This is a genomic window from Vibrio genomosp. F10 str. ZF-129 (genome assembly GCF_000287055.2).
GTDB lineage: Bacteria > Pseudomonadota > Gammaproteobacteria > Enterobacterales > Vibrionaceae > Vibrio.
The window spans coordinates 115,744-138,763 of record NZ_AJYQ02000038.1; the positions used below are offsets into that span (position 1 = coordinate 115,744).

19 protein-coding genes are annotated in these 23,020 nt (G+C 42.6%); 10 read left to right on the forward strand and 9 right to left on the reverse strand.

The features are described 5' to 3' along the window. Window positions 1-39 precede the first annotated feature (39 nt). The 6 genes from A1QO_RS05455 to A1QO_RS05480 are packed head-to-tail and all read left to right on the forward strand — an operon-like array spanning window position 40 to window position 6,613. Complete coding sequence (locus tag A1QO_RS05455) at window positions 40-2,046, forward strand: methyl-accepting chemotaxis protein (protein WP_241790404.1); 2,007 nt, start codon at window positions 40-42, stop codon at window positions 2,044-2,046. A gap of 9 nt (window positions 2,047-2,055) precedes the next feature. Beyond that, a complete protein-coding gene (locus tag A1QO_RS05460; protein WP_017033803.1) occupies window positions 2,056-2,586 on the forward strand; it encodes a chemotaxis protein CheW in 531 nt (176 codons plus the stop codon). Continuing rightward, window positions 2,586-3,116: a chemotaxis protein CheW gene (locus A1QO_RS05465; protein ID WP_017033804.1), complete on the forward strand. Its 531-nt coding sequence runs from the start codon at window positions 2,586-2,588 to the stop codon at window positions 3,114-3,116. Before A1QO_RS05460 ends, A1QO_RS05465 begins: the two co-directional genes overlap by 1 nt. A gap of 5 nt (window positions 3,117-3,121) precedes the next feature. Then, window positions 3,122-3,928 (forward strand): CheR family methyltransferase, encoded by an 807-nt coding sequence (locus A1QO_RS05470; RefSeq protein ID WP_241790405.1) that lies wholly within the window; start codon window positions 3,122-3,124, stop codon window positions 3,926-3,928. Continuing rightward, a complete protein-coding gene (locus tag A1QO_RS05475) occupies window positions 3,921-4,997 on the forward strand; it encodes a protein-glutamate methylesterase/protein-glutamine glutaminase (RefSeq protein ID WP_017040547.1) in 1,077 nt (358 codons plus the stop codon). Before A1QO_RS05470 ends, A1QO_RS05475 begins: the two co-directional genes overlap by 8 nt. Then, window positions 4,994-6,613, forward strand: coding sequence for a bifunctional diguanylate cyclase/phosphodiesterase (locus tag A1QO_RS05480; protein ID WP_017040546.1), 1,620 nt, complete (start codon window positions 4,994-4,996; stop codon window positions 6,611-6,613). The genes A1QO_RS05475 and A1QO_RS05480 overlap by 4 nt, the downstream gene beginning before the upstream one ends. A gap of 55 nt (window positions 6,614-6,668) precedes the next feature. Here A1QO_RS05480 and A1QO_RS05485 read toward each other — a convergent pair whose 3' ends face one another. Beyond that, a complete protein-coding gene (locus A1QO_RS05485; protein ID WP_017040545.1) occupies window positions 6,669-9,005 on the reverse strand; it encodes a YgiQ family radical SAM protein in 2,337 nt (778 codons plus the stop codon). A 243-nt stretch (window positions 9,006-9,248) separates the two neighbouring features. Between A1QO_RS05485 and A1QO_RS05490 the strand changes: the two genes are divergently transcribed. The 3 genes from A1QO_RS05490 to A1QO_RS05500 all read left to right on the forward strand — a co-directional run bounded on the left by A1QO_RS05490 (window position 9,249) and on the right by A1QO_RS05500 (window position 12,939). After that, window positions 9,249-11,741, forward strand: coding sequence for an EAL domain-containing protein (locus A1QO_RS05490; RefSeq protein WP_017040544.1), 2,493 nt, complete (start codon window positions 9,249-9,251; stop codon window positions 11,739-11,741). Window positions 11,742-11,878: 137 nt separating this feature from the next. Next, the gene (locus A1QO_RS05495; protein ID WP_017038995.1) at window positions 11,879-12,559 is read left to right on the forward strand and encodes a hypothetical protein; all 681 of its coding nucleotides are present in this window, start codon (window positions 11,879-11,881) and stop codon (window positions 12,557-12,559) included. Between the two features lie 179 nt (window positions 12,560-12,738). Then, on the forward strand, window positions 12,739-12,939 hold the full coding sequence (locus A1QO_RS05500; RefSeq protein WP_017033811.1) for a DUF4250 domain-containing protein: 201 nt from the start codon (window positions 12,739-12,741) through the stop codon (window positions 12,937-12,939). Window positions 12,940-13,000: 61 nt separating this feature from the next. Here the strand turns inward: A1QO_RS05500 and A1QO_RS05505 are convergent, their stop codons facing one another. Next, a complete protein-coding gene (locus A1QO_RS05505) occupies window positions 13,001-13,912 on the reverse strand; it encodes a LysR substrate-binding domain-containing protein (RefSeq protein WP_017033812.1) in 912 nt (303 codons plus the stop codon). 251 nt (window positions 13,913-14,163) lie between these two features. Here A1QO_RS05505 and metE point away from each other — a divergent pair, with 251 nt between their 5' ends. Then, window positions 14,164-16,488 (forward strand): 5-methyltetrahydropteroyltriglutamate--homocysteine S-methyltransferase, encoded by a 2,325-nt coding sequence (gene metE, locus A1QO_RS05510; RefSeq protein ID WP_017040542.1) that lies wholly within the window; start codon window positions 14,164-14,166, stop codon window positions 16,486-16,488. A gap of 143 nt (window positions 16,489-16,631) precedes the next feature. Here the strand turns inward: metE and A1QO_RS05515 are convergent, their stop codons facing one another. The 7 genes from A1QO_RS05515 to A1QO_RS05545 all read right to left on the reverse strand — a co-directional run bounded on the left by A1QO_RS05515 (window position 16,632) and on the right by A1QO_RS05545 (window position 22,939). Continuing rightward, window positions 16,632-17,189, reverse strand: a complete 558-nt coding sequence (locus tag A1QO_RS05515; RefSeq protein WP_017040541.1) for a VC2662 family protein — start codon at window positions 17,187-17,189, stop codon at window positions 16,632-16,634. Window positions 17,190-17,415: 226 nt separating this feature from the next. Continuing rightward, window positions 17,416-17,799 carry a GspS/AspS pilotin family protein gene (locus A1QO_RS05520; protein ID WP_017033815.1) on the reverse strand — a complete coding sequence of 128 codons (384 nt, stop codon included), beginning with the start codon at window positions 17,797-17,799 and terminating at the stop codon, window positions 17,416-17,418. Between the two features lies 1 nt (window position 17,800). Then, the gene (locus A1QO_RS05525) at window positions 17,801-18,097 is read right to left on the reverse strand and encodes a YciI family protein (RefSeq protein WP_017038992.1); all 297 of its coding nucleotides are present in this window, start codon (window positions 18,095-18,097) and stop codon (window positions 17,801-17,803) included. A gap of 114 nt (window positions 18,098-18,211) precedes the next feature. Then, the gene (gene yciA, locus A1QO_RS05530) at window positions 18,212-18,610 is read right to left on the reverse strand and encodes an acyl-CoA thioester hydrolase YciA (RefSeq protein WP_017038991.1); all 399 of its coding nucleotides are present in this window, start codon (window positions 18,608-18,610) and stop codon (window positions 18,212-18,214) included. 271 nt (window positions 18,611-18,881) lie between these two features. Next, window positions 18,882-19,133 (reverse strand): hypothetical protein, encoded by a 252-nt coding sequence (locus A1QO_RS05535; RefSeq protein WP_017038990.1) that lies wholly within the window; start codon window positions 19,131-19,133, stop codon window positions 18,882-18,884. Between the two features lie 97 nt (window positions 19,134-19,230). Beyond that, window positions 19,231-21,753 carry a response regulator gene (locus tag A1QO_RS05540; RefSeq protein ID WP_017038989.1) on the reverse strand — a complete coding sequence of 841 codons (2,523 nt, stop codon included), beginning with the start codon at window positions 21,751-21,753 and terminating at the stop codon, window positions 19,231-19,233. Next, window positions 21,746-22,939, reverse strand: a complete 1,194-nt coding sequence (locus A1QO_RS05545) for an acyl-homoserine-lactone synthase (protein WP_017039318.1) — start codon at window positions 22,937-22,939, stop codon at window positions 21,746-21,748. The genes A1QO_RS05540 and A1QO_RS05545 overlap by 8 nt, the downstream gene beginning before the upstream one ends. Window positions 22,940-23,020 lie beyond the last annotated feature (81 nt).

Below are 23,020 nucleotides of genomic sequence, written 5' to 3' on the forward strand. Positions count from 1 at the left end.
ATAGGTTGTTATTTTTTAAGCTCTGGTGAGGAGAAAGACATGATAGGAATGCTGTCAATACGGAACAAAATCATCATCGCCATGTGCACTATGGGTTTGCTGCTTTTGGTCATTGCAATCTCAGTTCAAGCAAAAAATCGAACGATTGAGTCTTATGCTTATAGCGTTGGGCAAATGGACATACCCACTGCAATTTTGTCATTGAATATGCTCGAAGAACTGGGTGACATGAATTCGAATGTATTGGAGTTTATAACGGGTGAAGCCGAAGAAAAAGAAGACTTTATATCGAATTACAATGAGTTTGTTACCTATTTTGAAAGGCTCAAAAAGCTCAATTCAGTTGATCCTGTGCTCATGACACAATTGGATGATTGGTCCCATCGCTACTATGACGATATGGAAACGTTAGTCTTTCAAAGATTTGATCCCACGCTTGAGAGTAAAGCAGTTAAACAGTACCACTATTTAATTAAAGAGTTTGCAGAACCACTAGAGCGTTTGCTCGACACATTAAAAGAAGAAGAAGTGGAAGATGCTGGAAGATCGGGTGACTTTCAAGAGGTATTAAACGATGACCTCCCCGGCGTTCGTTACTATCTTGAGTTGATCGATGAATTGGGCGATATGATGTCTGCTTTGAATGATTACATGCGAGGGGAGATAGGCGCTGTCACTGCCTTTGAAAAGGAGGCCCGCACCTTTGCTGATTTTCTCTCTCAAATTAAGCCCTTAGAGCGTAAACCCAACGAGATTCAAAGTTTAAGCAAAGTTGAACAGATGTATTTAGAGTTGTACGAAGGTGGGAAGAACATATTTGACACCTATAATCCGAGAGACAAACTCGAAGCGGCGGTCCAAATAGACAAACTAGAACATGAGGTGTTTAGAAAGCTAGAGACTATTCTTGATGAAATCAGTCTTAATGCAACTGAACAAGGGACAAAATCTCTTAAAGACCTGATTAACTCAGCAAAAGAGAGTATCTCTCTCGTTTGGGGCTTACTCGTTCTCGCGGTGATATTGGCGTTTTTCATCGCTCTATTTCTTATTAAGGGGATCGTTATTCCTATTAAGGCCCTGGCTCAGGCGGCGGAAGATTTGCGTTCTGGAGAAGGGGATTTGACTCGAAGAATTCCTGATTTTGGCTCTGATGAAGTGGGAAATACTGCACAGAGCTTTAATGGGTTCATCGATAAATTACAAAATATTTTACTGGATATTCAACGTTCAGTGGAATCCATTGCACACAGTACCAATGAAGTGACCACCACCTCACAACTTCTGAGTTCCACTTCAAGCCAGCTAGCCGGAAGCGTAGAAGAAACGAGTGCCTCGTTAGACCAAATGAGTTCTTCTATTTCTATGAACACTGAAAACTCTAAAGTCACGAATGGTATTGCTACACAATCTAGCTCCGAAGCTTATGAAGGCGGTCAGGCAGTAAATGATACGGTTGATGCGATGACAGAGATTGCCCAAAAAATTGGGATTATTGAAGATATCGCCTACAAAACTAATCTACTGGCGCTAAATGCAGCGATTGAAGCCGCTAGAGCAGGAGAGCATGGTAAAGGCTTCGCAGTAGTTGCCGATGAGGTCCGTAAACTTGCGGAACGAAGCCAGGTAGCGGCTCAGGAAATCAGTACCCTTGCTGACAGTAGCGTCAAAGTTGCCCAGCATGCAGGTGACATGCTTAACCGCATGGTGCCAAACATTCAAAAAACGGCGGATCTTGTTCAAGAAATCACTGCTGCATCAACAGAGCAAAGTACCAGTGTGGCAGAAATTAATCGTACCGTTTCTCAGCTTGACGACATCGCACAAAAAAATGCGTCAGCGTCAGAAGAGTTAGCATCAACGGCCGTCATGGTACAAGAGAAAACCAGTGAAATAAGAAGAACCGTTGGTTTCTTCAAGTTGACGCGAGACGATAACTCACCTTATCAATATAGGGACAAAAATATCGGAAGAAACAGCGATGTAGATAGACATATCGCATCGTCAGATAGATATGAAGCTGGGTATGTACCGTTCAAAGATTAGGAGAGTGCCGTGAGTAAAGACACATTTGAAACTCCTCATCGTGATCAATATTTAGAGTTTAAGGTGGGTTCAGGCTTATTCGCTTATCCCATTTCGAAGATCAAGGAAATCATGGAGTATCCACTGGTTGAGCCGATCTCTGGTGCCCCTAACTACATAAATGGCGCGATGAACTTACGAGGTCAATTACTGCCCATTGTTGAGTTGTCACAGTGTTTAGGTAAAGAAGCATTAAGCATAGGTCCTAAAACATGTGTGGTCGTTACCGAGATAGAACATCAGGGGGTCAAGTATATTGTTGGAAACAAGGTCGACTTAGTGACTCAAGTGATGGAAATTGATAGTCGTGAGTTAGAAGCCATCCCTGATTTAGCAGGAAGCTTAACGAACCCGCTGCTTAAAGGGCTAGCCAAGTTAGACAATCGATTACTGACGGTTTTGGATGTGGATAACTTGCTGAGTCAAGAGCAAGGACAGTGGCTGAATAAGTCAATTACCGATCATGATTCTTCTATGACACTGAGTAAGGAATCACTTTGATGGAACAAGCTGAACCGAAGATGGATAAAAACAGTAACAAAGGGCAGCTTTTTGTCGACATCGGAGAAGAAGTTTTCTCTATTCCGATTTACTTTGTTAAAGAAGTTATAGAGCTTGGTAAGATCACAATGGTGCCTATGTGCTCAAATATCATTGTTGGTGTTACTAATATAAGAGGGAGTGTAGTACCGGTAATCGATGCTGCGATTCGGCTAGGGTTATCTCAATCTCAAGATTACGACAAATACAGCTGCATCGTGTTGTATGAGAATGCTGATAACATAACTGGCGAGATCGCCACGTTAGGTTTAATCGTCAATAGGGTGCGATCAATCGAAGCGGTTACCGATATGATGGAAACCAATACGCCCGCCTTTGGAACTCATATACCTGAGCGCTATATCCAGCAAATGATTCGTGTGAACAATTTGATTTGTCCAATACTCGATATGCCAGAACTATTGGACAGTTCCGCCATTAATAGTGAGATAGTTCAGCATCAAAAATCCTCGTATCTGTGCAGAGAATGATTGCCATGACGAAGATATTGACGGATAGCCAATTTACACATATTCAAAATCTAGTCGAATCGTATACTGGCATTTATCTCCCAAACAGCAAACGTGGCATTGTAGAGAATCGACTTCAGTCCCGACTCACTTATCGTCAATGCCAGAGTTTTGAAGAATACCTGATCACCCTAACTGACCGAAGTGAGAATGGTGAATTTTTGTCGTTCATTGATAAGATGACCACACACGAGACTTCATTTTTTAGAGAAGCGTATCAGTTTGATGCGCTAAGAGATCTATTGATCTCTTCACGCCAGTCTAACCCAATCAGTGTTTGGAGTGCCGCCTGTTCCACGGGAGAGGAGGTTTATACCCTAGCCATGGTGCTGCAAGATGCTATAGGCAAAGGTACATGGTCAGTACTGGGGACCGATATTTCAGATTTGGTGATTCAAAAGTCGAAACTGTGTAATTACGATTTGTCGGCAGCGGAAAAAATCCCTTCCTCTTACCGAAGAGCCTATTGTTTGAAGGGCGTTGGTACCTATTCTGATCATTTTACATTGGTACCTGCACTCAAGAAATATTGTGATTTTCGAACTCAGAGTCTTTTAACACCCGTAGGTTCAGAGTTGTACGAAGTGATTTTTTTAAGGAATGTATTGATCTATTTCTCTCATGAAAAACAACAGCGTATTGTGGGAAATATCATCAATGCATTAAAGATAAATGGGCTTTTATTTTTGGGGCATAGTGAAAATATTTTGCGTGATAACCCTAAAGTAGAGTTGGTCGATAACTGTATTTACAGAAAGGTAGCCCATGAATAAACCTCCTTACAAAGTCTTTATCGTCGATGACTCTGCGGTGATGAGACAGGTATTGGGTGAGGTGATCGCTGCTGATAAAGACCTAGCACTCATCGGTGTCGCTCCTGACCCTATATTGGCGTTACGAAAAATGAATAAGCAGTGGCCTGATGTTATTTTGCTGGATATCGTGATGCCGAAAATGGATGGCATCTCTTTTCTGAAGCAGATTATGTCAACGCACCCAACCCCAACGGTGATCTGCTCTTCAAAAACAGAAGAGAAGGTAGAGCTGAGTTTAGAAGCGCTATCTTCAGGGGCTATCGAGGTGATCAATAAACCTCAAAGTAGCCTGTCTGAATTTTTACATTCGCAGGAAGTGCACAAGATTTTAAAGGCATTGAAGAGTGCAGCAACCGTTAAAGTGAAACCACTAAAATACCTGAGTGAAGAAACGTATCGAGAAACGAAGTCAGCAGATGTCATGCTAAAAGCAGCGTCGAGTAAAGTGCTTTCTAACGAGAAAGTGATTGTGATAGGGGCGTCAACGGGCGGCACTGAAGCTATATTACAGTTTTTGATCGAAACCCCTTTGAATAGCCCCCCCATTGTTATCGTGCAACATATGCCGCCTAAATTTACCTTGGCGTTTGCACAGCGTTTAAATCATGAAACGAGGCACCAGGTCGTTGAAGCCGAAGACGGAATGAGACTGATGCCGGGAGTGGTCTATATTGCTAAAGGTGGCGTGCATTTGATGATAACCAGCCATTCTGGCCATTATTACCTAGAATTAAAAGATGGGCCTTTGGTTTCTAGGCATAAACCGTCTGTCGATGTGTTGTTTCGATCGGCGGCGCAAGCAGCAGGTTATAACGCGGTTGGTGTCATTCTGACCGGTATGGGCAGTGATGGAGCACAAGGAATGGCGGAAATGCATCAAGCAGGTTCGGTAACGTTTGCACAAGATGAAGACAGCAGTTTGGTCTTTGGTATGCCAAAAGAGGCGATTGCCAAAGGAGGGGTTAAAGGCGTGTTTTCTTTGCACGCGCTACCTTATCAAGTTCAAAAGGCATTGGTGGATAAATGAATACGTTAAGTGAGCAGTTTTTGGCTCAAAATATAGCTTATATAATTATCAACAAGGATTTGCTCGTTCAAAAGGTATCGGAACAAGCAAAGGAATTGTTTCGTACCGATGTCGGGAATCATGCGTTTGGTGCAGATATTGGATTTGTTGACGATCAATATAAACCCGTCGATTTGCTTACATTCGTTGAACAGGCTGTCACTGACTGGCAAGAAAGCGAAATAGAGATAGGGATCAGTTACCCAGACAAAAATGTTGAGTGGATAAAAATAGCGATTCTGTTTCAGAAAGAGTACTGCGTTTTACATGCTGTCGAGCAAGGTGAATTGATTACAACACGACGACTTAATCGCCAATTGTCGATGTTAGACCCACATACAGGGCTGCTGTATCGAGAAGCGTTTCTAGCTAAGATCGCTTCTGAGTACGATGTTGGCTTAGTATGTTGTGTACGAATTTGCAATTACCAGCGTATCAACGAAATTTGGGGTACTGCCGTTGCTAATCTGGTCTTTATGGAGATTGTTGCGCGTGTTAGTACGGAAATAGACTGTGCGATTTGTAGTAAACACTCGACAGACAGCTTTAATATCTTTATTCCACCTAATGTAGAGTTTGATGTTGGCGAGTTTTACACGGCATTGAATGCCCCTTTTCATTTTAATGGTCGACATTTTTTTAGTAATGTTGCGTTAGGATACTACCGTGAAAAAGATGGAGACTCTCACGAGCAAAGCGTCAACAAAGCGGAGATGGCGATATTGGATGTGCTATCTGAGCGGGTACGTTTAGCCGAATTTCAGGAAGACTTAGCAAAACAGATAGAACATCAAAATAATCTCGAAAATGCGTTTAGAGCGGCGGTCTCCCAGCGCGATCTCGATGAGTCATTTTATGTTGTTTTTCAGCCTGTTCATGACACCTTCACCGAACAAGTAACAGGGGCAGAGTGTTTGATTCGTTGGACGGTTAAAGGACAAATGGTTTCGCCAGTTGAATTCATTCCAATAGCGGAGAGAATCGGAGATATCGGCCTTTTGACAAAGTTTAATGTTAAAAAATTGCAAGCGTTGATCATTAAGTTGGAAAGAAAAGGCGTCGATACCACCAGCATTCTGTTTGCGCTCAATATCAGCGTGGTTGAGATACTGGATGTTGACTTTGTTAGTAAGCTTTCATCAGCGATTAAAAACGCCCATATTGAGCCCAGAAATATCAAGTTGGAACTGACAGAATCGGCGTTGATTGACAACTTTACCTACGTAAATCAAGTATTGAAGCAACTGCAAGATATTGGTTTTAAAGTGTCTATTGATGATTTTGGAACTGGATTTTCCAGTCTGAGTTATCTTTGTCGTTTGAGTTTTGATGAAATAAAAATTGACAGGGCATTTGTGACACACGTGGTAGATAACACAAAATTACAGACCGTTTTTAACTCAATCGCGTCTTTAGCGACGAACCTAAATAAGCCTGTTGTTGCGGAAGGTGTGGAAACGTTAGAGCAACTTGATTATGCGAGACAGAAAAATATTGAGTTTATTCAAGGTTACTATTTTAGTAAACCGCTGTCGGAGAGTGATTTTATAGAGTACGTTTTAGAAAAAATGGGTTAGTGAAACACTAACCCATATCGGTTTGACTGGTTGGTATAATCAGCCAACCATCGCTTTAGCGACGCTTGGGATTTCTGTTTCCGCCTGCTTTCCCACCGGCATTATTTCCAGTGTAATTGTTCCCACTGTTGTTCCCTGCGGCTCCGCTATGGTTTGGCTTGCCAGAACGGTTCGGCTTTTGCCCTTGCCCCGATCCTTGCTTACCTGCATTCTGATTGTTTGACTTCCCTTTATTTTGCTTCTCTGTGTTTTCACCTGGCGTGGAACGATTTGGGCCAAAACCAGGCTGGTTTTTGGTGTGTTTAGTAGCAAATCGATTGGCTCCGTGACGACCTGATTTTCTTCGCTGTGCAGGTGTCATGGTTTCCAAATCTTCAGCAGGAACTAAGCAGTTTGCCTTATCACCGATAAGGTGCGGTTTGCCCATACTGATCAAGGCTTCACGAATGATTTTCCAGTTATCTGGATCATGGTATCGCAACAGGGCTTTATGTAAACGACGCTGGCGATCGCCTTTTGGTACCGTGACATCTTCGCGCTTTTTGTATTTAACGCGCTTCAAAGGGTTTGTCTCTGAGTAGTACATTGATGTGGCGTTACACATAGGCGATGGGTAGAAGTTCTGTACTTGATCGCATTCGTAATTGTGTTTTTTCAACCACATCGCAAGGTTAAGCATATCTTCATCTTCAGTGCCAGGATGAGCAGAGATAAAGTAAGGAATGAGATATTGTTTCTTGCCTGCTTCAGCACTGTATTTCTCGAACATCTCTTTGAAACGGTCGTAGGTGCCCATTCCTGGCTTCATCATGAGGTCCAGAGGGCCTTTTTCAGTATGTTCTGGAGCAATCTTTAAGTAACCGCCAACGTGGTGAGTCACAAGCTCACGAACGTATTCTGGAGATTCAATCGCTAGATCGTAACGAACACCGGAAGCGATCATGATCTTCTTAACGCCTGGTACTTTTCTCGCTGAGCGATAAAGATCGATAGTGTGCTGGTGGTCTGTGTTCAGTTTTTCACAGATCTTCGGGAACACACATGAAGGGCGACGACAGTTAATTTCCGCTTTCGGGTCTGAACACCCTAAGCGATACATGTTGGCTGTTGGGCCACCCAGATCGGATATTGTCCCAGTAAATCCAGGCACTTTCTCTTTAATATCTTCGATTTCATCCAAGATCGATTCTTTCGAACGGTTCTGAATGATACGACCTTCATGCTCGGTAATAGAGCAGAATGAGCAACCGCCAAAACAACCACGCATAATGTTGACGGAGGTTTTAATCATATCGTAGGCGGGTATCTTTGCCTTACCGTACATAGGATGCGGAACGCGTTTATATGAAAGACCAAATACGTAATCCATCTCTTCTGTAGAGAGGGGAATCGGTGCCTGGTTAACCCAAAGCTCGCGATCACCATGGCGTTGTATCAGGGCTCGACCAGAATATGGATTAGTTTCTAAATGAAGAATACGGCTGGCATGTGCGTACAAGATTCGGTCGTTGTTCAGTTTCTCAAACGCAGGGATACGAACCGCGGTTGTTTTGGCATCGTGTCGAGAAGGACGAATGGTAATAGGTTGAGCCTTTACTGCTTCTTTTTCATCTTTTTTGGTGTCACACTGCGTTTCAACTTCATACGGGTTAACCGGAACATACGCTTTATTCGGTTTTTCAATTCGCGAAGAATCGATGATCTTAAAGCCTTCAGGGGCTGCCGCAATGTTAACTGCTGTACCACGAATATTGGTCATGGTACTCATGCCTTCACCATCAGCAAGACGGTGAGCAACTTCCACTAAAGCACGTTCAGCGTTACCAAACAGTAGAATATCCGCTTTTGCATCAAACAAAACAGAGCGACGCACTTTATCTGACCAATAATCGTAATGGGCGACACGGCGCAAACTGGCTTCAATACCACCAAGAATAATCGGAGTGCCTTTATAAGCTTCGCGACAGCGCTGAGAGTAAACGAGAGTGGCGCGGTCAGGGCGTTTGCCGCCTTCGTTATTTGGCGTGTAGGCATCATCGTGGCGTAGCTTACGGTCAGACGTGTATCGATTAATCATTGAATCCATATTACCGGCTGTAATACCAAAAAAGAGATTTGGTTTGCCGAGTGCCATGAACGCATCTTTATTGTTCCAAGCGGGTTGAGAAATAATACCGACACGAAACCCTTGGGCCTCAAGCAATCGGCCAATAATCGCCATACCAAAGCTAGGGTGGTCAACGTAGGCATCTCCGGTAACGATGATAATGTCACAGCTATCCCAACCAAGCATATCCATTTCTTTTCTACTAGTAGGAAGAAAAGGAGCCGTTCCAAAACATTCGGCCCAGTACTTTTTGTGTTCAAAGATTGGTGTGATTTTGCTGTGCATATTTTGACCTCTAGAATTGCGAGGGCGAAGTATAGCGAGTTGTTGACTGAGTAGCTAGTTTCGTTGCAATGAAGTGGAAATTATAGGCAAGAATGCAGGAAAAAGTCCCAATTAAACCGCGAGCGATCTATAGTTTCAACTATATTCATAATAGTGACTTAGCGAGTTTTCTATAAACAGGTTCTCTATAAAATGAGTCGGGCAACGTTAACAAAATCAGATGCAACAACCGAGAGTATATTTATGGTTCAAAATAAGAGTACGCTGGATAATGAAGTGTCAGATGTTGGAGTACTCGAGATTGATTCAGTATTCAATGCCTCTGCCGTGTATGAGTGGTATTTGAATTTAGATAAGCGAGAGTTTGTCTTTGATAAAAAAGAACTGGAAGGCTTACTCAACGCGACCAATTTAATTTCGTCAATGGACGACATTTTGGAGTATATGCCGGGAACACAGAGACGTGATTTGAAAGATGCACTGGTGCGAGTTCTTAAAACTGGAGTCAGTGAATACGTCAATTGCACTCTAATGCCCAAAGGAACGGGTTTCATTCAGGTTGAAGTTTACATGGAGAAGCCAGAGAAAAACGCGGTCAGTGGGACATTTCGTCCTTTGATTGGTTTAACGTCAATGAGTGAATTATGTGAAGTTTTTCAAATATTGTTTGAGAATACGCATCATGGCATCGTCGTCACAGACAGTGAGACTCGAATTTTAACGTGCAATCGCTATTTTGAGCAGTTAAAAGGGTTTAAGCGAAATGAAATGCTGGGATTAAAAGCCAATATATTTAATGCAGGCAAATATCCCGACGAATTTTACCAAGATATGTGGCGAGACATTCACGAAAAAGGTTCTTGGGGCGGCAGTATTTTAAGCCGCACAGCTGCAGGTTTGACGGCTCCTCAAGATCTCACCATCCAAAAGGTCACCTTTAGTGATAATAAAGTCTATTACCTAGGGATCGTCGTCGATTTATCGAATCAATTGTATCGAATTGCCGATAAAGGATTAGGCGGGGTTGAGCTTTTAACTCAACTGCCGACTAAAGATCGGTTTGTTAAACTGCTAGAAGAGCTGTGTTCTTCGAATACGATCGATAGCCGAAAAGTGGTGATTGCGTTGCAGCCGAGTTTTGGTGAGGAAAATATTTTGGAAAATAGGCAGTTGTTTTCCGATATGTTGTCTCGCAGCCGTTACAGCAGTTTGGCTGGATACCTTTCAAATGGTGTCTTTGTTGTTTGCGTTGAAAGCCCTTCACAGAAAAAAATAAGCCCACAACGTGCATTAATGAAATCGATTAGCCAGTTTTTCCAAGAAGTTAAATTGGAAGGCGGACAAAACATACATGAATATGTGGTTAGCGGACGAATTGGGGTATCCATAATTGGTTATGATACCGATGTCCCTAAACGAGCCATTTCTCATGCGATGCAAGCGATGATGGATAGCAAGCCTAGTGGTCAAACGAGCATTTCGTTTTACCACAGTAAAACTCATAAAGAGCTGGAAAGAAAAAAAATACTCGAAGGGATTGTTCGAGAATCGATAGCGAACCATAAACTTCATGTACATTATCAACCGATTATTGACGCCAACACCTGGCAGATAGCCAAGTTTGAAGCATTGTGCCGCTTCACCCCAACACTCAATCTGGAATTTACGACCCAAGAAATGGTCAATATTGCTGAAGATCTTGAGCTTGTACCAAAGCTGGACAGCGCTGTTGGAATGATTGCTTTAGGTGATCTGAGTAAAATCCGAGCCGTTTGTGGTGATAAGGTTGGGCTAACGATCAACCGTTCACTCAATACGAACTTGGGAACGGAACAGGTGTTGAAAGAAACATCGGAGATGCTTGAGCACTTCGCTGATGGTTTTGAATCAATAACCATTGAACTCACTGAAAGTGCCTATTTTGAGAGTAGCCCTAGCCAGGGTAAAGCTTTGCAGGCTCTTCGTGCAAGTGGTGTGCAAATCGCCATTGATGATTTCGGCACAGGGTATTCTTCATTCAACTACTTGCGCGAGAGGCATTTTGACATTCTGAAAATCGATCGTGAGTTTGTTCGAGAGATAACAAAAGGGTCAGGGCAATACCATATAGTAAAAATGATCACAGAACTCTCTCACACCTTAGGTATCAAGGTGGTGGCCGAGGGAGTGGAAACCTTGGCGGAGTTAAGTGTGCTTAAGGCTCTAGGGGTCGACTATATGCAGGGCTATCTATTTTCTAAACCGGTTGCTATCGGAAACATTACATACGCGCTCGATTACCAAGTGGCGTTAGCGTCGGAGTTAGAAGGTTTTAGAAATACACAACAAAAACTGACGTTGCTTAATCTGGCGACTGATGCAGGGACGTTAGACCCAAGTACACCGCTTGTTGAGGTCAATAAAAGGCTTCAAAGTTCTCCTTCGCTAACCTTGCCCGTTATTGTGAACAAGAAATGCGTGGGTTTGGTGTCAAAGCTTGAGGTGAATTTACACCTAACACCTCAAATGGGGACGGAGTTAGAGAGTAACCGTGAGGCCGCCATTTGGCATCGTCCTGTGAATCAGTTAATGAGAACTGGATTTTCAAGGTTGGATCATCGTTCGTCTCTTTTAGATTTAGAACGCTATATTGAAGAACAACTGCCATTTCCTTGGGTACTCGTGGATGAACAGGGGGGCTACAAAGGGATTTTAGAGTCAGAAGCCGCCATGAATTATCTACTACAGAAACATTGACCCCTGCACAACTTAGCTCTGGTGTGACAAATAAGGCATCAATAGCGGTTTGTGAATGATTGCGGTTAGTGAATGGGTTTAGGTCTGTTATCATCCTCTGCTAATTATTGAACCTTCGATTTTTAACCGTGGATATTATGATCAATCACTTAATTTCTCTTTTTCCAGCGATGCTTCTTGGGGCACAGCTTGTACTGACACTCATTTTAGTGAAAGGGGACATTTGCCCAGGCCAGCGTGGGCGTATTCATAAAATGCTACCAGCGATAGGGGTACTATGGTTAGCGACTGCTTCTTTGAAAATCGAAGCATTTATGGTGGTTTTTGCGATATTCTATTTTTATTCTCGTGTTCAAACGGGCAAAACACGTGATGCTGGTCCTATTTGGTTGCTATTTCTCGCGAATGGCTTTGCCTTGTCGTTTGTGGGAATTCAAATTGTTCAGCAAGTGAGTGTGTCTCAATCTCTTACTTACTTTGTTCTGATTTTTTTGCTTGGTGCAAGTTTCTCTCACTTATTATTGACCATTGCTCGAACACGTTTACAAGCGTTCCATCGAATCTTACCTGTGACCGTAGTGATTGCCGCAATGATGTTCACCGGGTGTGTCTTAGCGAGTATTTATCAGTTCCATGAGTCACAGTTGGCGCTATTATTGACACCGCTCGTTACTAGTTTTCTATTTGTGTTGATTGGGGTGGTGGTTTCGTGTTGGCATTTATTGGTGACTCGCGCACCAGAAAAAATTCAGATAGGTCTGGGGTTGCTGTTATTGTTATGCTCCGCGACCATTTCATCTCAAATCATGGTGATTTAGAAGAGGATCACTTTTTAACTAAGAAATCACAGTGATACTATGAATAACAACTATGCTTTAAGCAAGGTTGCGTAAGTAAGATATGCGCCTTGAGTAAAGCTTGTATTGGTAAACGTTTAGCTCTTACTTTTTATCTTTACCCCTGAGAAGTTTAACTCTCGCAATAAAGGAGAATAATGATGGATCTTAGCAATATTTCTCGTCTCGATAACGCCATCCTTCTGGGTATCGTTAACGAAAAGCTGCGATTAGAATGTGACAGCTTTGACGAGTTGGTCAGCACGTATGAAATGGATGTGGAAAGCCTAATCGGTAAGCTGGATGTATTAGGTTATCAATATGATCCATTAACCAATCAGTTTAAAGCATACCAACGTTAAGCGCATTTCCTTGTTTGACGAGGAAATGCGCACATAAACAATGATATATCAGCCATTTCTTTTAAGCCATCTTGATCCCATCAAGGTGGCTTTTACATTGAAGTTTGGCGGTCGAAAAGAAGGCTTGTAAGTAGCGCTTATCTTTCTCGGAATTTCGCGTGGCGGCAAACAGCCTGCGCCAGAGGCCTTTGCCTAGAGGTTTACTGCTGATTAACCCTTGTCTTGAAAACTCGCTAATTGCCCAGTTGGGTAGAGCAGCAACTCCTAGCCCTGCAGACACCATTTGAACTAGCATCAAGGTGTTATCGGCTTGCTTCCATTTCTGAGGCTCCACACCTGCGGGTTGCAAAAAATGTTTTACGATATCAAGGCGCTGTTTCTGCACCGGGTAAGAGAGCATGGTTTGATCCATGATATCCTCCGGCTCGATACACTCCTTTGTTGAGAGCGGATGAGTGGTTGCGGTGATAAGACGCATTTCAAAATCAAACAAGGGTTCATAGTGGACTTCAGATCGGGGTTGAATGTCTGAGGTAATAACAAGATCGAGCTCACCAGCCATCAAGGCAGGTAAGGGCTCAAAGCCAAATCCTGATGAAAAATCAAGGGCGACACTTGGCCAAGCGAGTTGGTACTCTTTGAGAGCAGGCATAAGCCACTGAAAACAGGAGTGGCATTCGATGGCCATGTGCAATCGTCCATTCACATCTTCTTTCAAACTGGCAATTTCATTTTCTGCTTGAGCGAGTTTCGGCAATACCTCATTGGCCACTTTAAGTAAAATTTCCCCTTCGGACGTGAATTTCACTGGTCGCGTTTTACGCAAAAAGAGCTGCCCACCGATTCTGGATTCGAGATCTTTTATTTGATGAGACAGCGCCGATTGAGTCAGATGCAGTGCGGTGGCGGTGGCGGTTAATGACCCGGTCTCTCTTAATGAGGTCAGAGTGCGTAAATGTTTTAGCTCAATCATGAGTTCCTCTCATCTTCCTAGAAGCTTCATTAGCTTCTCTAATCTACCCATTAATATTAGATGTGTAAACATCTAGATGGCTACTTGGTTGAATGTTCATGAATATTATTAATAAACAAGGTGAATAAATGGAGATTGTTCATATTGATGAAAAACGAGATAGTTTGGCCATCTAGAGCTCTTTAGTAATCATGACTAACTAGCTTAAGAATTATTGGCGCAGAACCGTAATCATCAGAAGGACTAGGGAAATGACAGCAGCAACCACCACAACACATATATTAGGCTACCCACGTATCGGCGAAAAAAGAGAGCTAAAATTTGCATTGGAACAATACTGGCGTGGAGAAATAGATCAAAAATCACTCAAAGAGGTAGGTTCAACCCTGCGTAAAAAGCATTGGCAGTTGCAAGATAATGCAAAGCTGAGCTTTACTACCGCGGGGGATTTTGCTTGGTATGACCATGTGTTAACGACAACACTGTTATTGGGTCATACACCAAAGCGTCATCGAGATGGCTTCCCCGATTTAGACGCATTATTTAAAGTCGGTCGGGGTCAATCCCAAGAGAGTTGTGGGTGCAGCAGTACGGGAGAGAGTCACGGCAACGCTGCTTCAGACATGACCAAGTGGTTCAACACCAATTACCACTATATCGTTCCAGAATTCAGCCAAGATGACAGTTTTGAAGTCAGTTGGCCGCAACTATTCGAAGAAGTGAATGAAGCTATTAAAGCGGGGCATAAAGTCAAACCCGTTCTACTTGGTCCACTGAGTTATCTATATTTAGGAAAAGAAGTCGAGCAGGGCTTTGATCGTCTGACATTGCTGCCTCGTTTATTGACCGCTTACCAAGCCATTCTCTCAAAACTTGCGAGCTTAGGTGTGGAGTGGGTACAGATTGATGAACCTATTTTGTCCTTAGAGCTGGAAGATAAGTGGCTTGATTCATTCAAACTTGCTTACCAAGTGCTTCAAAGTGATGTGAAGCTGCTACTCACGACGTATTTTGATTCAGTAGTCGATACGATTGATAAGATTGTGCAACTACCAGTACAAGGTTTACACATCGACTTAGCGGCTGCACCAGAGCAATTAGATCGGGTTGTTTCAAAACTACCTCAAGACTGGATATTGTCTGCGGGTGTGATTAATGGTCGAAATGTTTGGCGCGCAGATTTAAGCGCTTGGGCTGAACGCTTGAAGCCAGTGAAAGACAAACTGGCTGAACGGTTATGGATTGGCACATCGTGTTCATTGCTGCATAGCCCAGTGGATCTGGAGTTAGAAGAGGAGTTAAGTGCAGAAGTGAAGTCGTGGTTTGCTTTTGCTAAACAAAAAGTTGAAGAAGTTGCGTTGCTCGCGGCTGCTATCGATGGCGATGGTAGAGCGATTATAGCGTGTGAGAAATACAGCCAACCTATTGTTGCAAGGCTCTCATCAAGCCAGGTGAATAAGCTTCAAGTTGAAGCGCGTATTAACAGTATTACCAAGGCATTATCAGAGCGAAGTGAGCAATATGTAACACGCGCTAAGCATCAATCAACTGTACTTGGGTTACCTTTATTGCCGACAACAACGATTGGTTCGTTTCCGCAAACGGGTGAAATTCGAGCTCAGAGAAGTGCATATAAGCAAGGCCTTCTAACCGAATCCCAATATAATGAAGCGTTAAAAGGGCATATTGCCGATGCCGTGAAACGCCAAGAAGCCCTAGATTTGGACGTACTGGTGCACGGTGAAGCCGAACGTAATGATATGGTGGAATATTTCGCAGAGCACCTTTCAGGTTTTCAAACGACTCAATTTGGTTGGGTACAAAGCTATGGGTCACGCTGCGTGAAACCGGCGATTGTTGTTGCTGATATTGAGCGCGAAAAGCCAATCAGCGTGGATTGGACCACCTATGCACAATCTCTGACTTCTAAACACATGAAAGGCATGCTGACAGGCCCAGTAACGATACTGTGTTGGACATTCCCTCGAGAAGACATCTCCCGTAAAAAAATTGCCCAGCAGCTTGCTTTTGCTCTTAGAGATGAAGTTTCTGACTTGCAAAATTCAGGCATTAATATTATTCAAATCGATGAACCTGCGATTCGTGAAGGCTTGCCGCTGAAAAAGAGAGATCATAAGCAGTACTTAGAGTGGGCGGTGGACGCATTTAAGATTTCAGCGGCCAGTGCGAGACCAGAAACACAAATTCACACGCATATGTGTTACAGCGAATTCAATGAAATTATTGATTCCGTCGCGGCGCTTGATGCGGATGTTATTACCATTGAAACCTCTCGCTCGAATATGGAATTATTACGTGCTTTTGAAGAGTTCAACTACCCCAATGAAATTGGACCAGGAGTGTATGACATTCATTCGCCAAATATTCCATCAGAAGCGTGGATTCAAGACCTACTAAGAAAAGCAGCAGAGAAAATCCCAGCGAGCCGTTTATGGGTTAATCCAGATTGTGGGTTGAAAACGCGTAACTGGACAGAAACAGAGCAAGCCTTAACCAATCTGGTTTCAGCGGCAAAATCGTTAAGAAAAGAATGGAAGGAACGAGAAATAGCTTAGCGAGTAAACACAATAAGGTAGAACAGTCTTCGATAAAAAAATGCCGCTATGGTAGCGGCATTTTGTTTATGTATCGTTTAATTGTCCGACGAAGTTTTTCTTTAGAGCGATGCTCTAAGTGCTAAGTTCGGACAAAAGGTAGACTATTTAGCAAAGTTGACAATAGGGAAACATTTGAAAAAACCATTATCAGCACAGTTAATGATACCGATTTGAACGCCTTCAATTTTCGCTGTTTTGTTGAAAAAGCCAAATTGAACGGTTGATGTATCAGAAAGGTTTGCTGCACCAATATCAACCAGCGTATTGCCCTCTGAATAGTTAACAAAACTAATGTTCGCGCCTTTAACATCGTTGGTTAAGTTGACAGCACCAATGTTTGCGCCAAGCGTTGAACCAGTATTCCAGTTAAAAAAGCCTAAAGATGCGCCTGTCATAGATTCGTTGACTTTAGAAGCGCCAAAAAACCCCAGGTTAACACCCGTTGTATTGTTCGTTTCAGAAAGGCCAACAATAGCCAAATCAACCCCTTTAAGGTCATCGACTTTACCGTAAAGAGCAGCAACACGTACACCACCAACCGCTTGCTCGTCGGGTGAATTAAAATTATTAATCGATGAGAACATCACAGGCGTAGAAGCAAAAGCGACAGATGATGCAAGTGCAGCGGTAACAGCGAGTGCAGAAATGATTTTTTTCATGGAAACTCCAGCGGGTTCTTACTATTTCTCAAGTGTTTGAGGTAACAAAGAGTATATATGTGATCTGAATCGCATACTGTATATGTGTGATATAGAATATGCAAGCTTCAATTGCTGCTGGTCTGAATGCGTATCACGGTGAAAAGATAAAAATCATCATATCAAGATATGGCATTTTTGAGCAGTGTGGTCGACCTAACATCACCTGGGTCACCGGTATTTCAATCTACTGGCACGTACTATTGTCGATGTATTGGTCAATCATGAGCTGGCCTCGACTGTTGCGCATTTGTATACGGTAGCTAACGCCCACTTCGAGATTACTTTTGACATCGGGGTCACTGCAATAGCTGTCTACACTCATTTTCATGACTTGTTGAGTGGGTTTTGCACCAGGAGCATCATCGTTGTAAACCATCATTATTTCGATGGTTGTACCCTTTGCTCTCGCTTGCATGATTGACAGAGGACCATACTCCAAAGGTAGCTCCGAGCTCAAAACACTGGCTCGGTTTTGGGCTAAGAGTTCAAGGTTTCTTTGTTGATTAGCATTAGAAGAGCAGCCAAATAACATCAAAGAAGCCAAAGCACCAATGATAACTTTACGCATATTAAAATACTTTCTTAAATGGTTTAACGATGACATTGGCATAAACACCAGCCTCTATGTAAGGGTCTGCATCCGCCCATTGCTGCGCATCTTGCAGTGAATTAAATTCTGCGATTACCGTCGACCCTGTGAAGCCGGCTTCCGCTGGATTGTCGGAATCAATCGCTGGCATTGGACCTGCCGTCAGCAAGCGACCTTCCTCTTTTAAACTCTCTAGCCTGGCTAAGTGCTGTGGGCGAACAGAAAGTCGTTTTTCGAGTGAGTTTTCAATATCTGTTGAAAAAATTACGTACCACATGGCTATATCCTTATAATATTTAGCGAGTTTGTTGAATGATTCGGTTCATTTTCTGAAAAGTAATGTACTGACTTTAGCAGGTTTCTTCAGCAATAATATAACCTTAATGTGAGCTTAGGGCTGCTGAATTAAACGAGGTTTACCATTTTGATCGATTGCTACGTAATTGAACGTGGCTTCGCACACTTGAAAACGTTCACCGACACCATCTTCTTTAACAGGCTTGACCCATACGTCTAGTTTAATGGACATCGAAGTCCTGCCAATTTTTTTACATTCACCATAACAACACACTACATCGCCCACTTTCACGGGTTTCTTAAAGGTAATGCTGGATACGGAAACGGTAACAATACGGCCTGAAGAAATTTCTTTAGCTAGGATACCACCGGCTAAATCGAGTTGAGACATTATCCAACCGCCAAAAATATCACCATTAGCGTTGGTGTCTGCGGGCATTGCGAGGGTTCTTAATAACAGTTGCCCTTTTGGGGCATTCACTTCATGAGTCATAGGTATTCCAAAAAACAAAACAGCGACCAGAGAGGTCGCTGAGAACAGTTATTGAGGCATTGTAGCAAATAGAGATTAAGAAAGTGGCGTTATAATTCTGAAGAGTGATTTTCCATTATTGGATTGGCCTGCCGTCGCGTGAATTCAACCAAAGAAAAAACAATGCAATAACCACTAACCACTAACCACTAACCAATAACCAATAATCAAGGCACAATAAATACAAGGAATAATAAAACTAGGGATAACTGTGTACTCTCCAGCTAGCGAACTATCTTTCTAAACTGGAGGTTTGTTGAGTTGAAACCAGTTGTTTTATATCTTCTAGATACCCTTCGGTTCTTAAATTGTCGACGGCTGACCTTAACTCTTCATCGCTCATTGAAAAACAACAGGACTTTCCTGTCATGACATTTAAGTATTCGTGGTATTCCGCCTCAGTAAAATGACCAATGCGATCCACAAGCAGCGTTTTTATTCCGTGATGAATTAATCCGTAGTATGTGTGTCGATGAATATCCATAGTGATTGCTCCTAATCTAAATCGGCGCGGAGGGCTTTTGTTAGCCAAAAAATTGCCACCGCATCGTTGTTAGAAAATGAAGCATATTAAATGCCAACTAATGGATCGATTGAGTTTCCTTATCTTTATTCAGCCATTTGAGTACTTTTTCTTTTAATGCATCTTGTCCGGTTGGCTTAGTCAAATGATCATCCATTAGGCGAGCAATCAGAGACAGTTCTTTGGCGCCAGACTCTCCAGACAGAGCGATGATAGGGGTTGCGGGGGATATTTTCTTTAGCTCAATCGAAGCCTCAAAGCCATTCATGATAGGCATTTGCACGTCCATGATCACAAGATCAATAGGGTTAGTGTTAAAGATATCAATGGCGGTTTTTCCGTTGTTGGCTTGAATGACGTTGAACCCCATGTTCAGCTGTTCAAGATAAAGAGTGACTAAAGCTCGTTGAACTTCCTTATCATCAACAACTAAAATATGTTTATTGGAAACCTTACTCACATCAACGCGATGTTTTTTGTCGGTATTTTTAACCACACCGCTCGTCTTTCTTTCATTGATTGGTGGAGGGCTTACCGCGGGAAATATGAGGTGAAACTCAGTGAATTCACCCAGTTTAGAATGGCATCGAATGGTGCCACCAAAGGAAGTCATGACTCGTTGACAGTAGCTCAGGCCCAGCCCACTGCCACCACTTTTATTGTGTGAGAAAAAGTCGTTAAAAATTTGGCTCTGTATCTTGTCAGAAATACCTGGCCCAGAATCTCGTATGACCACGGTCGCTTGATTTTCGTGTTGTGACGCTGAAATAGTAATTTGACTATCAGGATAAGAATCAAAATAGTAAATCGCGTTTCGTAATAGATTAAAAATAACAAAGTTAAACAGAGTGTCATTTACTTTTACGTAAAAATCACCGTCTATCCGCAGATCAACACGCTCTCGATGATTAGGGTGTTCAAACCCGTATTGTTCCAACGAGCCTTTAAGAAGCTGTGTGATGGAGTAGGAGGAGGATGGCTCATCGTCCAAAGAGGCGCTGTTCACCTCGCGCAGTATGATATCAATCAGTTGTTTGCCACGTTCAACGGCGTTTCTTCCGTTTTCTATCTCTTTTTCAAGCTCTACAACTTGCGAACCACGTGCAATATGTGAACTGAGCGCTTCGAAATGCAGTAATACTTGAGCTAAAGGGTTTCTCATTTCATGGGCAATGGTATTCGCAAGTGCTTGAGATTGTCGAATTTTGCACTCCATATTGATATAGCCTTGAGCCTTTTTAAGCATTCCTTGCAAGGCCAGTATCTCTTCTTGTGAAAATAAACGTCCGCTGATTTTATGGGTGGAAATCAGGAAGTGAGAGACATCTTGTCTGTCGTCATAGAGTGGCAGCATCATGGCCACATCGGTATTGCTCATCTTTGTATACAGTTCAAGCAATTCTTTAGGTTGACTTGACGTTGAACGATCAATTTGGTCCTTTATCTCATCAACAATGAGCGCGTTCCCATTCAGCTGTATTTGATGGGTGTAAAGCTCATCTTCTTCGCTGGTCTGGATAAGTTGTATCTGAGACTGAGGGACATCTAACAACCGCGATAGTTTAGACATAGCGATGGAAGGAGATGATTGAAACTCGCTCACTAACGCGTTGATATCATCGAGTGGCGTGGTTTTTGAACGATAGATAATTAGACTGACATAGCGTTTGATCGTATTGAATAGGTATCGCCATGTGACACCGATAAACATACACCAAATGATGACATGAATGCCGGCTTGTGCAGGCGCAAGGAATTGAGATAACGACAGGTAGAGTGCGGAATAAATACCACTAGTCAGGGCGACGGTGAGTCCCAGAAATAAAATGTATCGGCCACTAAAAAATCGACGGGTTAGTAGAGCGTAACCAACCATCAACATTTCACTGATTGACAGTGCAGGTGGTAGCCATGTCAGTGAAAAGTCGTTCAACAAATAAGTAAAACCGAGCTGAATGATGGCTGTTGAAATCATAAAGATAGCAATGCCGAGAAGCATATAGTTAATTCTCGCTTGCCCGAGCTTATTCGCACTGTGTCTGATATGGATAAGATTGGTCAGCGTGAGGATAACGAGGGATATCAGAACGATGAAAAAACCTTGTGTATGCGGGCCAAATTCAATAATAAAGTGACTTGCGCTGCTCACCTGAACATCAATGACGGTCAAATCAGGAATAATGTTGACGATGACAGCATAAAAAACAAATAGACTGAGAATGAGGTAGTGTATTTTGGGTGTCGCTGATTGGGATAACTCAGCTCGAAGTTGACATGAGAACAAAAAGGCAAACATGAAGCCAAAGAAAGCGGATAGATTGGCAAAGATCGCCATGAAAATGGCAACGTCAGTGGGGAAAATGACAAGAAAGTCGGTATGAAAATAGGCGTTACTCATGATCCAGAAAAATAGACCAATGGAGTACAGTACATAAAACCGAAAGGTCTTGTTGTTATTCGAGCTCGATTGTCTGTGTAGGGACAGCCGAAAGTATCCTACCCAACTGAGAATGAGGAAAGAGATGCCAATAAGAACCAGCGCTTTAGGGTAAAGTAGAGGGGCAATCAGTGTGTCAAACATAGTTGATCTCTTTCATTTGTTTGATTCTGCTTACAACGCGACGTTTATAAGAGTGAAAGTTTGTGTTTTCGAGCTCATTGCATAAATTGGGAATAACCCAAAACCCTTTGTATGTATGCCTATCAGAATGATCGATCTTCCTGAAACTACTCGGAAAATAGCCGCCTTGTTCTAAGGTTTCGTAAAAGCGAATCATCCAAGGTTGTTCAATGATAGTGTAAGCCAATTTTATGTGCTTATTCATCAAATATCTCATTAGCTTTTTTTGAGCAAGAAATAGAAAAAATGTACCTTGAGTACTGGAGCCACTGACCGTTAAACGCAGCACTTCACAGACGAATGATTTATCTAAGATATGTGCACTAAACCTATCTTCAAAGCTTTGATTACAGTTCCCTTCAAGATGAAACGTCGAATCAAACAGTTCAAGTTCTAAACAGCGTTGGTTTAGATTGTTAGGTAAGCAAAGCTGCCAGTGATGATTACGGAAAAAAGGAGTGAAATAGAGCCAATTATTTGATTCTTGCCAGTTTTGCACGCGGGCCGATGAAACAATAGTCTTTGTCTTATTTAGGTGAGGATAATCATTGGTCGTCGTCATTACGAAATGGCTACCCTGGCGAGATATGTCTAGATTGAATAAAATTTCGTACCACTGGTTGTGTAAAACAAGTGTGGAGAGGTTGATTAATACAATCGCATCACTGAGTGTGACGGGCACTTCATGGTGAAGCGTCTGATACGGCGTGTCGACGGATTCGATATGCTCAATGAACTCTGAGTGATAGTGATCTTCGTTTAAGGATAGAGACCCTGGCCGATGGTCAGCCTCATAAGGGTAGCCTTGTTTGATTTTGAAAATCTCGTATTCACACCAAAACTGAGCCCAATGACCGAATCTCTGGATGGCTGACTTCTCTAATGATTTGTACTCACCTGGCCATGACTTAATATTAATATCTAATGCCTGTTGATAAGCACGGGTTTTTAAACAGGTCGTAATGCTTAGAGTTTCAGTCGAAGGATCAAGTGAATAGGTCAGTTGGAGTCTATCGATGAGTATGGTTTCACAGAATTGAGTTGAGAGCGTTTTTTCAATAAACAGCGCCGCGTAGAAACATGCTTCTTTGAGTGCCTTACCGATGCAGGGTTTTTCCATGCTATTTGATTCATTCATCGCAGCCATTTGAATTCCCTGTCTGAACAGACTCGTTGATAACTTAGTACCATAACAATAGAGTCAAATGCCATCGAGTGCATAACAGGG